Raw genomic sequence first — 13,943 nt, 5'->3', positions numbered from 1 at the left:
CAGGGTTTAACGCTCGGCGTGTAGTGCGCAGGATGTAACGCGCACGGCGTAAGGGCTTGGCGGGTGTTGGCGGCGTGCGTGGTTGGCCCGCGCCAACCCGATGGGCGTGCGCAGCCGCCTAACCTTCAGAGCGGCCAGGCCCGGGGTCGGGCGCAACGGTGGCTGTGCCCAAGCCCTGGCCCAGTTGCTGGCCCAGTTGCTGACCGCAATCGCCCAGAAGACGGCGCAACCATCGGTGTGCGGGCGACAGGTGATGGCGCTCGTGCCACAACTGATAAAAGCGCATGGACGGAAATTTAATCGGCGCTTCGACAATGGCCAGAGGCAGCAGCTTGCTGTAGAACGTGGCAAAGTGCCGCGAAGTGGTAAACACCATATCGGTGCCTGCCAGCAGATACGGCGCCACATTGAAAGACTGCACTGACACGCGCTCATCGCGTTCTATGCGCGCCGCCGCCAGCACACTGTCAATGACACCACGCTGGGTCATGGAGTAAGGCAATGGAACAATATGCACGGCTGCCTGGTAGTCTTGCAGCGTCATGCCTTTTTGCGCCAGCGGATGGTTAGCTGAGACCAGGCACACGATTTCATCTTCAAGCAGCATAGAAAGGTGCATGCGATCGGGTGGCTCAGGCCAGTTGCCGATAACCACATCAAGCTCGCCCTCTGCGAGCGACTGCTCAAAATCAAACGCTGGGCCCAGAGCATGAACCTTAAGGTGGGCATGCGGCGCTTCGCGGCGCAGACGCGTCGCCACACTGCTCATGAAATCGGGGGCGAGGTAATCAGGTGAGCCAATGCGAAACACCTGTCGCGACGTAAACGGATCAAAGCTTTCTGGCGCAGTGACCATACGCTCGATTTCATTGAGTGCACCGCGCGCGTGCTCAACCAGGCTTAGCGCGCGCTCTGTGGGCACCATGCCACCTTTTTCACGCACCAGCAAAGGGTCACCGAGAATGTCGCGTAAACGGCGCAACGCCACGCTAATAGTGGGCTGAGACTGGTTAAGGCGTAGCGCCACACGTGAAACGCTGCGCTCGGACACAAGCAGGCACAATACTGTCAACAAGTACGTATCAAGCATTTCGTCGCCACGCCGCGTCGCCATGATTGCCCCCGCTATGAGCCATACCACCACCCCTGCCAACGTGTAGCAAGGTCTTTCTATGTTAATGGATTATCGTGACCAGAAGCAGGGTGTAAGGCGTGACCCATCACGCTACATCTTACGCCCCGCCACATAGGTGGCCGCAATGGTTCGGTCGTCGCCAAGCATGACGAGTGCAAACAAGAGTTCTTCAAGCGACTCTGCCCGCGCCGTCCGGCGCGCCAGCAAGGGGGTGGCGTGAGGGTCAAGCACCACAAAATCTGCCTCGGCGCCCGGCGCCAGCGTGCCTATGGTGCCACCCAGATCAAGTGATTGCGCTGCCCCTTCGGTGGCAAGATAAAGCATGGTGTGTGCGCTCAGGTGGCTGCCCGACATGCGCGCAACCTTATGCGCCTCGTTCATGGTCTGCAGCATAGAAAATGAGGTGCCGCCGCCCACATCTGTGGCTAGTGTGTATGCCATGCCGGCGGCATCGGCCGCCGCAAAGTCAAACAACCCACTGGCCAGAAACAGATTTGAGGTCGGGCAATGCGCCGCCACCGCCCCTGTGTCGCGCATGCGCATGCGATCAGTTTCATCCAGCCAGATACTGTGACCGTACACAGCCCGAGGGCGCAACAGGCCAAAGCGGTCATACACATCAAGGTAGCTGCGGGCTTGCGGGAAAAGCTCGGACACCCATTTAATTTCGTCGGCGTTCTCGGCGACATGGCTCTGGATGAACACATCTTTGTATTGCTGCGCCAGCTCGCCGCACACCGCCAACTGCGCTTCGGTCGACGTGGGTGCAAAGCGCGGCGTAAGCCCGTACATCTGGCGTCCCTTGCCATGCCAGCGTTGTATCAGCATCTCGCTGTCACGCGCCCCCGACTCGGCCGTATCGCGTAGGTATTCGGGGCAATTTCTGTCCATCATGACTTTGCCCGCCACCATGCGCATATTACGGGCATGGCTTTCGGTAAACAGTGCGTCAGCCGACTCTGGATGCACCGTGCAATACACCAGCGCCGTCGTGGTGCCGCAGCGCAGCAGCTCATCAACAAAGAAGCGAGCCACATCGGTCGCATAGGCCGGGTCACCAAAACGCGCTTCGGTTGGGAAGGTGTATGTTTCAAGCCAGGGGAGCAGCCCCGTCGCCGGTGAGGCAATGATATCGGTTTGTGGATAATGAACGTGCGTATCGATAAAGCCCGGCATAATCAGCTTGCCGCGCCAATCTACAATTTCGGTGTCTGCATCAAGTGCCGGCGCCAAGGTGTCATAGTCGCCCACCTGCGCAATCCGGCCGTCCTCAACCACCAGCAGGCCGTCTTCCAGGCTAATCGTGGCGTCGTCTTCGCCAGAAGAGGCTGGACGCCCCCTGAAATACAGAATGTGGGCGCGATAGGCAACACAGGATGCGGCACTTTCAGCGTCATGGGGTACAGACTTGATACTCATAAACTCTCTTCAGAAATATACATAGGCATGTTCATCGGCAAGTGGGCAGCGTTTCCCTCGCCGCGTGCACGCAACGCTTGCGTTTGCAGCAGCTGCGCAACCACCGCGATGGCAATGATTTCAGGGGCCTTGCCCAGAATGCCTTCTATGCCAACCGGGCACGTCATCTGTGCCAGCCGCTCGGGCGGCACACCGCGCTCGGTCAGCCGTCGCTCAAACTTGCGTCGCTTTGAGCGTGAGCCAATCAACCCAAAATACGCAAAGTCATCACGTCGAAAAATTTGCTGACAAAGACGTTGATCCAAGGCATGGCAGTGCGTCATCACCAGAAAGAAGCTGCCGGCAGGGGCCTGATCAATAACGGCTTCAGGTGTGTCGGTGGCTTCTATTGTTACGCTTTCTGGTACGTTTCCCGGAAACTGCGCGTCACGCTCATCCACCCACGTTACCGTGCAGGGTAGCGTAGCCAACACACGTACAATGGCCTGGCCCACATGCCCGGCGCCGAACAATACCACGTGCATCTCGGGGGGCGCCAACAGCTCTGTCATGGATAGCCTGCCACCCATGTCTGTGAGCACACAACGCTGATGCCTGCCAGTACTAGGCCATGCATCATCTGGGCCTAACGTCGTGACGGAAACCGGCCCCGCATGCCCGTTGTTTGCACCACGCAAGGTGCGGGTGCGCAGGCATGCACGGCCAGCCTGCAATGTCTGCTGCAAGGCCTGCAGCCACGTGATATCGGAGGCTGTGAGTAATTCAAACGCCAAGGTGGCCACGCCACCACAGCACTGCCCCAGGCTGGGGCCCAGGGCCATGCGCTCAACACCGCAGGCGGTATTGCCGACCTGCAGCATGTTGCGGGCAATGTCGGCGGCGCGCCACTCAAGATGCCCGCCACCTATGGTCAGGCGCTGCTCCGTTGCAGCAACCAGCATTTTTGCGCCCGCCTCGCGCGGCGTTGATCCTTCCGCCCTGGCCACGGTGACCAGCACCACGGCACCGTTGTGCGCGATCAAGTGCAAGGCTGTGCTAATCCAGTCCTTCATCGCCCCCTTTCCTCTTAAGATGCGCTGCCGCTCACGAGATGGGAGGCGTTTATTTCGCTCTCCTGCAAACGCAGTTGAGTCACTGCATTCAAAATAGCTTCCGGCGTGGCTGGCGCATTAAGCTGCGGCTCATGGCAATAGTCAGCCACGCTGGCCACCGCATCCCGTATGGCGTTAAATACGCTAAATGGCAACAGCAACGGGGGCTCACCCACGGCCTTGGAATGGAAAACCGTATCCTTGGCGTTGCGGTTGCTGTACAGGCTGACACGAAAGTCAGTTGGGCAATCACTGATCGACGGTATTTTGTACGTGGATGGTGCATGCGTCATAAGCCGCCCTTCCTGGTTCCAGACCAGCTCTTCAGTTGTAAGCCAGCCCATGCCCTGAATGAACGCACCTTCGATCTGGCCAATATCCAGTGCGGGGTTAATAGACTGGCCCACATCGTGCAGTGCATCGGCCCGCACCAGCTTCCATTCACCGGTCAGCGTATCGATAATCACCTCAGACACGGCAGCGCCATATGCGAAGTAAAAAAAAGGCTCGCCCGACATGGTTTGCTTGTCCCAGCGTATGCCGGGTGTTGCGTAAAAGCCTTCCGACCACAACTGCACCTGGGCCCAGTAGGCAGCGTCCACAACCTCAACAAAAGGCACGCTTTGGCCGTTGACGGCGACCTTGCCATCGGCAAACACCACGTCGTCAGGTTTGCCGCCCCACTTGTCTGCCGCCACGCTGGCCAGGCGTCGTCGTATGCGCGCTGCGGCATCCTGCGCCGCCTTGCCGTTCAGGTCGGTGCCGGTAGATGCCGCCGTGGCCGAGGTGTTGGCAACCTTGCTGGTATCGGTCGCGGTGACGCGCACTCGCTCCATGGGCAAGCCCAGTTCGCTGGCGGTCACTTGGGCAACCTTGGTGTTTAAGCCCTGCCCCATTTCGGTTCCGCCATGGTTTACCAGCACCGAGCCATCACGGTAAACGTGCACCAGCGCGCCTGCCTGGTTAAAGGCTGGCACGTTAAACGAGATGCCGAACTTTACCGGCGTCAGCGCCAGACCGCGCCTGAGCACCGGGCTGTTGCGGTTAAACGCGCGCACAGCCTCACGGCGCGCACGGTAGTTGCTGTCGGCTTCAAGCTGATCGACCAGCGGGTGCAGAATATTGTCGGTGACCGCCTGCCCATAAGGCGTCGTGTCGCGGCCTTTGTCACCATAGAAATTTGCACGCCGTATATCCAGGGCATCGCGGCCAAGCTTGCGCGCAATCATGTCGAGAATAACCTCTGTAATCAACGCACCCTGCGGCCCACCAAAGCCGCGAAACGCGGTATTTGACTGCGAGTTGGTCTTGCCACAAAGACTGCGAATATCTACGTCAGGCAGGTAGTAAGCATTGTCGACATGGCACATGGCCCGCGTGGCCACCGCCTCAGACAAGTCCGCCGAAAACCCAGCTCTCAGCGTCATGTCTAGCAGTGCCCCAAGAATGCGCCCTGTGCCGTCAAAGCCCACGGCGTACTCGTAATAAAAGCCATGGCGCTTGCCCGTAATCATGAAGTCATCATCACGATCGAGCCGCAGCTTTACCGGGCGGTTAAGCCGTGTGGCAGCAACAGCCGCGACACAGGCGAACAGCGCTGACTGCGATTCCTTGCCACCAAACCCTCCACCCATGCGGCGGCACTCAACCAAGACCTGATGCGAGTGCCAGCCCAAGGCATGAGCAATGACTGCCTGCATCTCACTGGGGTGCTGGGTCGAACACCATACATGCACACCTTGCCCTTCTTTGGGCACCGCATAAGATATTTGCCCTTCGAGGTAAAACTGTTCTTGTCCGTTGCATTCAAACGTGCCACGCAGAGTGTGCGGCGCGTGCGAAATGGCGACTTCCGGATCACCTCGACGCATGTGCAGCGGCGGCAATACCATGGCGTTTTCTGCCTTGGCTTGCTGCGGCGTCAGCACCGACGGCAACACGTCATAACTGACCTGCGCAAGGCGTGCCGCGCGGCGCGCTGCATCGTGAGATTCAGCAATGACGGCGAACATGGGCTGGCCAATATACTGAACCCGATCATCAGCCAGCACCGGCTCATCATGAATGACCGGGCCACAGTTGTTTTCGCCCGGTATGTCGCTGGCTGTCAGCACGGCGACCACGCCAGGCGTCTTGCGCACGGGCTCAAGATCCATGGCCACAATGCGCGCATGCGCCTTGGCTGAAAGGCCAAGTGCACAATGCACCGTGCCGTGCAGCTCGGGGATATCATCGGTGTAAGTGGCTTCGCCGCTCACATGCAATGCGGCGGATTCATGCGGCAGCGACTGCCCCGTCGCCTTGCCTGTGCCGGCATTAACCGGGTCAGCCATAAACGCTTCTGTCTGCGTATTCATGGTGTCACCTCACAGCGCGTCAACGGCGGCAAACACATTCGTTTCATGTGCAGCCAGCGGCGCGTCAGAACGGGTCTCAAAATAAAAGCGCAACAACAGATTTTGCGCACCCAGCAGGCGGTATGCACTGCTAGCGCGCATGTCAGTCAAGGGGGCGTAATCACGCGCCAGCGCCTGCATGGCCTTTTTCGCCGTCGCTTCCGTCCAGGGTTGGCCCTCAAGTGCCTGCTCTGCCTGTGTGGCGCGCTTGGGCGTTGCCGCGACACCACCAAATGCAAGACGCGCCGCCGTTATCGTGTTGCCGTCAAGCGCAATCGCAAAGGCCGCGCACACGGCCGAGATGTCCTGATCAAATCGTTTGGACAACTTGTAGGTGCGAAAACGTTGCTGGGGCGCGGAAAGCGGCACCTGCATGCCTTCGACAAATTCACCTTCTTCCAGCGCGGTTTTCTGGTAATCAAGGTAAAAATCTTCAAGTGGCATGTCGCGCTGACGCTTACCTTTTCGCAGCACGATACGCGTGCCCAGTGCGATGAGCGCGGGCATGGAGTCACCAATGGGCGAACCGTTGGCCAGGTTGCCGCCCAGCGTGCCGGCATTGCGAATAGGGTGTGACGCAAACCGCCGGTGCATTTCGTCGAGCTGCGGATAATGCTGTACCAATTTGCCGTACGCATCATTAAGCGATGCGCCTGCACCGATATAAAGATGATCACCTGTTTGCGTAATGGCGCGCAGTTCCGCCACCTGCCCAACGTAAATAAGATGAGGCAATTGGCGCATCTGCTTGGTGACCCACAGGCCCACGTCTGTACTGCCTGCCACGATGCGGGCGTCGGGGTGCTCAACACGCGTCTGTGCCAGTTGAGTAAGCGTACGCGGGGCATGAAACACCTGATCGCCTGCGTGATACTCAAGCGGTTGTTGACGTTGCATCGATGTCAGCGCGCTGGCCAAACCTGCCCGGTCAAAGTCAATGCGCGGCAAGTCGAACATGGCCTGGGTCGCATCGATGATAGGACGATAACCCGTACAGCGACACAGGTTGCCAGACAAGACGGTATTGATTTGCAATCGATCGGGCTTCGGACCCGTGGGGTCGTGATCAAGATACAGCGCCCACATCGACATCACGAATCCGGGCGTGCAAAAGCCGCACTGCGAACCATGCAGGTCAACCATGGCCTGTTGAACGGGATGCAGTGCACCGTCAGGCTGGCGCAAATCCTCAACCGTGAAAATGGCCTTGCCATCGAGCGCAGGCAGAAACTGAATACAGGCGTTAATGGCCCTAAGGCTTACGCCGCCGTTTTCATCCAGTTCACCGACCACTACCGTGCACGCGCCGCAATCGCCTTCGGCACACCCTTCTTTGGTGCCGGTACGACGGAGGTCTTCGCGAAGAAACTGTAATAGTGTGCACGTGGTGGGCTTGCCCGCCACTTCGTGAATTTGGCCGCGATAATAAAGGCGGATGGTGTTTGTCTCCATGACAGGCCTTTTAAGATAGCTTTTAGCCAACATAGCACCCGATAGGGCCGACGACATTTGCAGGCGATGATGATGACTATCACTTCATGCCGCAAGCACGCCCAGCCTGACTGGCTTGCTGGCCACTAGGCATGCCTACCCCTTCACGACATAATCCCCTTATGGAACGACAGCGTGAACCGATAGAAACCTCTCTGCTACGGGTTTTGCATGTACTGCTCACCGAGCAGAGCGTATCGCGTACGGCCATCAAATTGGGTTTGTCGCAGCCCGCGGTCAGTAACTCGTTGCGTCGCCTGCGGGCCATTACGGGCGATCCTCTCTTGGTGCGGTGCAAAAATGGCATGGTCGCCACCGAAAGAGCGCGCGAGATTTTGGTTCATACCGCCGAAGCGCTGGAAGCCATAGACCGCATCACTCAAGCCCCCTCTGATTTTTCACCCATACAAACCACGCGCGAATTTAAAATCGGGGCACCCGATTACCTGGATGCTTTGTTTTTGCCCAATATTGCCGAGATGCTGTTCAAGCAGGCACCGGCGGCCCGCCTTATCGTGCACCCCATTAATGCAGAGTTCGACTACCAGGGCGCACTTGGAAGCGGTGCGCTGGATATTGTGGTGGGCAACTGGCTGGCACCTCCAGCGCAACTGCATACTTCTCAGTTATTTGAAGACGAGGTCGTCTGCATGCTGGGCCTGCACCACCCACTGGCGAAAAAAGGCATTAGCCTCAAGCATTATCTGAACATGAAGCATCTGGCACCTACCCCTTATGTGTCAGAGCGCACCAGTTTTATCGATGGTTACCTGGCCGAGCACGGCCACAAGCGCAACATTCAAATGACGATTCCGTACTTTGGGCTTGTGCCTTACATACTGATGTCCACCGACATGGTGTTTACAACAGGGCGACAGTTTGCTCAGCACTATGCACGCTACCTGCCTGTAAAAGTGCTTGAGTCACCAATTAAATTTCCACCCATGCGTTTTTATCAGCTCTGGCACGAACGCGCGCATCAAGCGCCTGAAATCGTCTGGCTGCGCCGGCGTATTACTGAAGTGGCTGCCAGGCTTGCTGGCTAAGGCGACCGCGCTCCAGCCCATATTGCTGCAGACTCAATCTGCAGTTAATAGTTGCGCGTCAGAGGTAGCCGCGTCGCTGACCGCCTCGCCCAGGCAAGTAGCGGCCTTGCGCACAAACAACAAACGGGTCAGACATCGGCAGATACGTGCTCGCCTATATGCGTTATTAAACTTGGCGCTGTCGCAACCCGCAAAGTCTTCGTACACTACCCATGGTAAGCACGCCCACCATGCACGCTTATGCCCTCTGGCCCATCACGATTTCAATCCGATAAAAAACACTCTCCAACCCAAGAGCCAACCATGACGCAAACCCAGGCGCCAGCCCTTACTCTCGATGAGCTTTCTTCACTTTCACAAGAGGCGTTTACTGAACGGCTCGGTGATATCTTTGAACACTCTCCGTGGATTGCCAAGAATGCATGGCAAGCACGCCCGTTTGCCAGCGTACAGGCCTTGCATACCGCGATGACGCAGGTTGTAGACCAGGCTGCTGGCGAGAAGAAGCTGGCGTTGATCAGCGCCCACCCTGAGCTTGCTGGCAAAGAGGCGGCCAGCGGTACGCTGACCACGGCGTCGACCGATGAACAGCGCGGTGCGGGGCTAGATCAGTGCAGTGCAGAAGAGTTGCATCGGCTGCGTCAGCTCAATGCCAGCTACCGCGAGCGCTTTGGCTTTCCGTTTGTCGTTGCGGTCAAGGGTCTGAGCCGTTACCAAATCATGGATGCCATCGAGTCACGTTTGCGCAATGATCGCGATACCGAGCTTACTGCCTGTTTGCGCGAAATCGGCAAGATTGCCCGGTTTCGGCTAGACAGCCTGCTGGGCGGAGAAGCGGCATGAGCACACCTTACCTTACTGTAGAAACGCTGACTCAGGCTGGCTTTGCGTCGTTTGGGGATGTTATTGAAGCTACGGATGATGTCAACCATTTCACGATCAACGATGGCAATACCGAGCGCTATCATGATTTGGCCAATATCGAGCCTGGTGAGCAGGGCAAGGCTATTGTTTCTATCTTTCGTGGTCAGCCGCGCACGTTGCCGTTTACGGTAAGCATGATGGAGCGTCACCCGCGCGCGAGTCAGGCGTTTATTCCGCTCAATGGTCGGCCTTACCTGGTTGTTGTGGCACCTGCGGGTGATCCGCCTGGCCCGAATGATCTTCGTTTGTTTTTGTGTCGGGGGGATCAGGGGGTTAATTATGCCAAGGGGGTCTGGCATCATCCTTTGCTTGCGTTAGAGGATGTTGCTGATTTTCTTGTTATTGACCGTAGTGGGCCTGGTGATAATTGTGATGTGATTACTTTGACGGAAAGTCGTCAGATTCTGCCGTTCTGAGTTTTGTAGAGTGGCTGCATTGGGTACTTTTGACGCCTTCGTTCGGGTTGGGGCTGTTTTCCGGCCGTCATGCGGTCGGGCGGTGCCCGACTTCCCACACGTCCGCACCTGATCGGGGCGGCCGCAAAACTCGCGGTGTCTGGAGCCCACTGGGCTCCAGACACGCGTCCCGCTCGAACAGTTGCGGCCTTGCATCCCCGCTCAGGCACGTGCGCGTGGCACATTCCTAACCCCGTCAAACAGCCCCAACCCGAACGAAGGCTGCGGTATGTCGTTTGGAAAAGTGGATGTGTGTCGACTGAAACGCCGTTAGTGCGCGAGCGCAGCGACGATCCATTGGCGTGTTCCGTAGCCCGGATGTAAAGTAGCCAGATTGGGGTGTGTAGCGCCTCTCGGTCTACGGAGTCATGTATGAAGTACGCAATGAAGATGGCGGCTGGGCTGCTGCTAAGTTTGGGGTGGTTGTCTGTGGCATCGGCCCATGCCCATCTTGAATCAGCGACGCCTGCCCAGGACGCTACGGTGGGGTCTCCTGCAGAGCTGGCCTTGCACTTTACTGAGGGGTTGGAACCTGCTCTTTCGGGTGTTGCGCTTACTGCGGGTGAAAGTGCACCGATAGAGTTGGGTAAGGCGCAAACGGCAAAAGGCGACGACAAAACATTGCTGGTGCCTGTACCGCAACCCCTGAAGCCTGGTGCCTATACGGTCAATTGGCATGTATTAGCCAAAGATGGCCACAAGTCTAAAGGCAGCTATACGTTCACCGTTAAGCCGTGATCTCACTAACCGCCGCGATGGCTGCAAGCCGTCTGGCGGGTGATGCGGCGTTGTTTTTTTTGTTTGGCGGCAGCGGCATGATGGCGCTGGCACGCACTACCGTGCAAGCCAGCTTCAATAAACGCGCTGTGCATCTGGCCCAGTGCTGGGCTGCGGGCATTGCTTTGCTAGCACTGCTGTCCCTAATATGCCTTCAGCTTGTTTCAGTGGGCGACGGATGGTCGTCGGCAGTGGATATTTCTCTGCTCAAAATTGTGTTGTTCCAGACTGAGTTCGGTCAGGTCTGGCTGGTACGGCTGCTATTCGTAGTGGCTACGCTGATTGCTGTTCTGGCCGCCAGGCAAAATCTTGTGATTGCTGCGTGGGCGGGTATTGCTCTGGCTTTGACCGCGCTTGCCGGCCATGCCGCTATGCATGAGGGTTTGCTGGGGACAGCAATGCGTTTGAGCCAGGCTTTGCATGTAGTGTGCGCAGGCGCCTGGGTAGGCAGCCTGGTGCCGTTGGTGGGGCTGCTGCGGGCCATGAAGCACGCCGATCTGCGTGAGGCTGCCGGTCATGCGCTGCGACAATTCTCGCTGTTTGGTCATTTCGCCGTAGCAGGCGTGTTGCTCACCGGTGCCGCCAATACGTTTTTTGTGCTTGGGCAATGGCCGCTGCACTGGCATTCGCCCTATCAGGCCTTGCTCGGCCTAAAAATATGCCTGGCATTGGCCATGGTTCTGATGGCTGTCAGTAATCGCTATCTTTGGGTGCCCCGGTTTTCAGGCAAGCCCGATCTTGCCGCCAAGGCGCTGGTGCGAGGCACGCTGGGCGAACTCACGGTTGCAATCATCGTGCTTGCCCTTGTTTCGGTGCTGGGCCTGCTTGAGCCGGTTTAGTCGCTATTGTCCAGGCAAGACTGAATAAGCGCCCGCGCACGTTCGGCGCTCATGGGCTCGCTCTGGAATAGATTGCGATACATAACTGGCGCTACAAATCGGTCCATAACGGTATCCATATCTGGCGCTGCTTCGCCGCGGCTTGCTGCACGTGCCAGCATGGTCTGTATTTGCTCGCGCGTAAACGCAGAACATGGGACCGGAGCACCAACGCCAGCTGTACTTGCAATGACGTCACGAACCATGGCCTTGCCAGGTTCGGAAGTCATCTCTTCGAAGAATTGCTCTGCCCAGGCATGCAAATCGGTAGCAATGCTGCCGGTGGTGCAACCACACGAACGAGCAGGGCTGATGGCAGCGTTTTACATCATGAGTTACCTGGCCTTTTGCGTTCCGGCTATTTTGGCGGGTATTGCGACCGGCTTCATGGGGTTGGAGCCAGTCGCCATTTACTATGGTGCAGCTTTAATTGCCCTGGCCTCGATTGCACTGATAGGTATGGGTTTCAGGTCGCACCGTCGCGCGCGGGCGTGATCAGCTCCAAAGCGCGCTCATCAAACCACACGCCGCCGTCTTCGTGCGGGTTGAGGCGGTTTGACGGGGTTAGGAATGCGCCGCGCGCACGTGCCTGAGCGGGGGTGCAAGCCCGCACAAAAGCGTCAAAAGAACCACTGTATGGCAGCACAAGCCCTAACGAGGGCCCTCACCTTCCGACTTGCGACTATCGCGCCGAACAATCCGCATCAGCCACCAGAAAAGCGACGCCGAGCACCCCAGCCCAAATACAAAAATACCCACCGCAATCCATTCGCCTGTTGTCATGCCACCCTCCCAGTTGTGCCTGCCGTATAAGGATTCTAAGCCATAGACCGTCGCAGCCATGGCATTTGAGGAATGCGAGGCATGAGGATGTGGCACCTGCTGAAGCCGTAAAGAAGTTAAGCGCAGAAAACGACAGGCAGCAGACGCGCCACTGCCCGTCGAATCAAACGAGTACTAAAGATACCGGCAGGCTTACCTGGCCTCGATCAAGCCCTTGGCATAAAGAAGCACCAACTCGTTGTCGTCCTGCACGTTAGGGTCGCGGCTCGACGAAAACGGGAAATTATTATCGTTGCCGACAATAATATGTTCATCATCCACGATATCCACATTTTCGATCGTAAAGAACGGAAACTGCAACACACCCTCCGTCAGCCGCTTACGTGCCTTGCCACCAGGGTCTTGTATTGCCAGCAGATCAATGTAGGCGATCTTGCGCACAGCTTTGCCCACGGTAGCGTCAGACATCTCAATCTTGTAAACACGCTTGAACTTGGGCAAGCTTGAAAAGCACGTCGACGTGTCGGCACCCGGTGCGCAAGCCTTATCTGGCGTACCTTCATTATTGTCGCGCTCAATAACCAACGCCGTATCGGCATCGATCATATTGATATCCCCAATAGCGTGGTGGCCCGCTTCGAGTGGATAAAACCATGAACGGCCTGTCCACTTTTCATCTGCCACGCTAAACTCCAGAACCCGCAAAGCCGTTTTGCCGTCCACAGTTTCATACGCGCCAGCCTTATCGTCCCACAACGGGCCCTCAAGCATGGGATACAAAAACTTCCCATCTTTCGACGCCGCCATACCTTCAAAGCCTTTAGATCGCTTCAGGTTTACACCCTGGTAGCGGGCATCGGGGGCACCCGGCGAGCTTACCGCATAGTGGTCGGGTGACCTGACTGCCACACCATCCACCTCGGTATCAAACACCGCCAGCACTTTGCCGGTTTTATCTGCCTTGATAAGGTGTGGCCCAAACTCCTCACCCAGCCAAATATGCTCGCCAATCGGCTGGAAGCTCTCAAGGTCAAAATCAGACCCCGTCAAATACCGCGTTTTTGAGTCTTCATGCACAATACGGAAGGGTACATTGCGATCCGGGTCACTTAAAAACACCGTTTCACGCAGCTTGAAACTGCCGCTCTTCCAATCGATGTCATAGTGATTAAGGTAAAGCATAGAATCCATGGAATTGGCCTTGTTGCCAAAACCATTGTCGGTCACTATCCATACACTGCCGTCAGGCATAACCTTGATGCCCGAATGGCCCTGCAAAGGTTGGCCTTCAATAGGAAGCGCCATACCTGTTTCACGGTCGGCTGACTTGCCCATAACCGATCCAAGCTTTTCAACCCGTTTCCGTGTCGTGTACTTGCCCGCATTTTTCAAATCAGCAGGCGCGTCCTCAGGCGACGCCACCGTGGCGTTTGCAGGCAGCAAAGCATGCCCTTTGAGCACGGTGGGGGTCTGCTGCTGGGCAGCGGCCGCCATCGAAAAACCAGCCAGCGCCATCACAAGCAAAGACTTTGCGCAATACGTCATTTT

At 57.3% G+C, this 13,943-nt stretch carries 14 protein-coding genes; 6 read left to right on the top strand and 8 right to left on the bottom strand.

Features of this window, described 5'->3' with window-relative positions; translation table 11 throughout:
* Positions 1-118: 118 nt before the first annotated feature.
* From FQ179_RS15975 to xdhA, 5 genes are all read right to left on the bottom strand, one after another.
* Positions 119-1,114: a LysR family transcriptional regulator gene (locus FQ179_RS15975; protein ID WP_149398279.1), complete on the bottom strand. Its 996-nt coding sequence runs from the start codon at positions 1,112-1,114 to the stop codon at positions 119-121.
* A 111-nt stretch (positions 1,115-1,225) separates the two neighbouring features.
* Positions 1,226-2,554, bottom strand: coding sequence for a guanine deaminase (gene guaD / locus FQ179_RS15970; protein WP_149398278.1), 1,329 nt, complete (start codon positions 2,552-2,554; stop codon positions 1,226-1,228).
* A complete protein-coding gene (xdhC, locus tag FQ179_RS15965; protein WP_149398277.1) occupies positions 2,551-3,606 on the bottom strand; it encodes a xanthine dehydrogenase accessory protein XdhC in 1,056 nt (351 codons plus the stop codon). The genes guaD and xdhC overlap by 4 nt, the downstream gene beginning before the upstream one ends.
* 14 nt (positions 3,607-3,620) lie before the next feature.
* A complete protein-coding gene (xdhB, locus tag FQ179_RS15960; protein ID WP_149398276.1) occupies positions 3,621-6,002 on the bottom strand; it encodes a xanthine dehydrogenase molybdopterin binding subunit in 2,382 nt (793 codons plus the stop codon).
* A gap of 9 nt (positions 6,003-6,011) precedes the next feature.
* The gene (gene xdhA / locus FQ179_RS15955; RefSeq protein WP_149398275.1) at positions 6,012-7,493 is read right to left on the bottom strand and encodes a xanthine dehydrogenase small subunit; all 1,482 of its coding nucleotides are present in this window, start codon (positions 7,491-7,493) and stop codon (positions 6,012-6,014) included.
* Positions 7,494-7,624: 131 nt separating this feature from the next.
* Between xdhA and FQ179_RS15950 the strand changes: the two genes are divergently transcribed.
* From FQ179_RS15950 to copD, 5 genes are all read left to right on the top strand, one after another.
* Entirely contained in the window at positions 7,625-8,578 is a 954-nt protein-coding gene (locus FQ179_RS15950) for a LysR family transcriptional regulator (RefSeq protein ID WP_255475017.1), read from the top strand.
* 303 nt (positions 8,579-8,881) lie between these two features.
* On the top strand, positions 8,882-9,421 hold the full coding sequence (gene uraD, locus FQ179_RS15945; RefSeq protein WP_149398274.1) for a 2-oxo-4-hydroxy-4-carboxy-5-ureidoimidazoline decarboxylase: 540 nt from the start codon (positions 8,882-8,884) through the stop codon (positions 9,419-9,421).
* Positions 9,418-9,918, top strand: a complete 501-nt coding sequence (locus FQ179_RS15940) for an ureidoglycolate lyase (protein WP_149398273.1) — start codon at positions 9,418-9,420, stop codon at positions 9,916-9,918. Before uraD ends, FQ179_RS15940 begins: the two co-directional genes overlap by 4 nt.
* Positions 9,919-10,329: 411 nt before the next feature.
* Positions 10,330-10,695, top strand: a complete 366-nt coding sequence (gene copC, locus FQ179_RS15935; protein ID WP_149398272.1) for a copper homeostasis periplasmic binding protein CopC — start codon at positions 10,330-10,332, stop codon at positions 10,693-10,695.
* Positions 10,692-11,573 carry a copper homeostasis membrane protein CopD gene (copD, locus tag FQ179_RS15930; protein ID WP_149398271.1) on the top strand — a complete coding sequence of 294 codons (882 nt, stop codon included), beginning with the start codon at positions 10,692-10,694 and terminating at the stop codon, positions 11,571-11,573. The genes copC and copD overlap by 4 nt, the downstream gene beginning before the upstream one ends.
* Here the strand turns inward: copD and FQ179_RS15925 are convergent.
* Complete coding sequence (locus FQ179_RS15925; RefSeq protein ID WP_370459887.1) at positions 11,570-11,887, bottom strand: TetR-like C-terminal domain-containing protein; 318 nt, start codon at positions 11,885-11,887, stop codon at positions 11,570-11,572. The two genes, copD and FQ179_RS15925, sit on opposite strands and share 4 nt — an antisense overlap.
* Before the next feature lie 37 nt (positions 11,888-11,924).
* Between FQ179_RS15925 and FQ179_RS15920 the strand changes: the two genes are divergently transcribed.
* Positions 11,925-12,107, top strand: coding sequence for a hypothetical protein (locus tag FQ179_RS15920; protein WP_149398269.1), 183 nt, complete (start codon positions 11,925-11,927; stop codon positions 12,105-12,107).
* Between the two features lie 156 nt (positions 12,108-12,263).
* Here the strand turns inward: FQ179_RS15920 and FQ179_RS22765 are convergent, their stop codons facing one another.
* Positions 12,264-12,395, bottom strand: coding sequence for a hypothetical protein (locus FQ179_RS22765; RefSeq protein ID WP_255475015.1), 132 nt, complete (start codon positions 12,393-12,395; stop codon positions 12,264-12,266).
* A 192-nt stretch (positions 12,396-12,587) separates the two neighbouring features.
* Positions 12,588-13,940 (bottom strand): esterase-like activity of phytase family protein, encoded by a 1,353-nt coding sequence (locus FQ179_RS15915; RefSeq protein ID WP_149398268.1) that lies wholly within the window; start codon positions 13,938-13,940, stop codon positions 12,588-12,590.
* Positions 13,941-13,943: the final 3 nt, after the last annotated feature.

The organism is Pusillimonas sp. ANT_WB101 (assembly GCF_008369125.1).
Classification (GTDB): Bacteria; Pseudomonadota; Gammaproteobacteria; order Burkholderiales; family Burkholderiaceae_B; genus Allopusillimonas.
The sequence above is the reverse complement of the archived record's forward strand: the minus strand, read 5'-3'. Positions and strand labels throughout refer to the sequence as shown.

Coding starts and splice junctions, on each gene's coding strand:
- FQ179_RS15950 (WP_255475017.1), top strand. CDS start 7,625: ATGCCTACCCCTTCACGACATAATCCCCTTATGGAACGACAGCGTGAA.
- xdhB (WP_149398276.1), bottom strand. CDS start 6,002: ATGAATACGCAGACAGAAGCGTTTATGGCTGACCCGGTTAATGCCGGC.
- uraD (WP_149398274.1), top strand. CDS start 8,882: ATGACGCAAACCCAGGCGCCAGCCCTTACTCTCGATGAGCTTTCTTCA.
- FQ179_RS15920 (WP_149398269.1), top strand. CDS start 11,925: ATGGCAGCGTTTTACATCATGAGTTACCTGGCCTTTTGCGTTCCGGCT.
- FQ179_RS15915 (WP_149398268.1), bottom strand. CDS start 13,940: ATGACGTATTGCGCAAAGTCTTTGCTTGTGATGGCGCTGGCTGGTTTT.
- copC (WP_149398272.1), top strand. CDS start 10,330: ATGAAGTACGCAATGAAGATGGCGGCTGGGCTGCTGCTAAGTTTGGGG.
- guaD (WP_149398278.1), bottom strand. CDS start 2,554: ATGAGTATCAAGTCTGTACCCCATGACGCTGAAAGTGCCGCATCCTGT.
- FQ179_RS15940 (WP_149398273.1), top strand. CDS start 9,418: ATGAGCACACCTTACCTTACTGTAGAAACGCTGACTCAGGCTGGCTTT.
- FQ179_RS22765 (WP_255475015.1), bottom strand. CDS start 12,395: ATGACAACAGGCGAATGGATTGCGGTGGGTATTTTTGTATTTGGGCTG.
- xdhC (WP_149398277.1), bottom strand. CDS start 3,606: ATGAAGGACTGGATTAGCACAGCCTTGCACTTGATCGCGCACAACGGT.
- xdhA (WP_149398275.1), bottom strand. CDS start 7,493: ATGGAGACAAACACCATCCGCCTTTATTATCGCGGCCAAATTCACGAA.
- FQ179_RS15975 (WP_149398279.1), bottom strand. CDS start 1,114: ATGGCGACGCGGCGTGGCGACGAAATGCTTGATACGTACTTGTTGACA.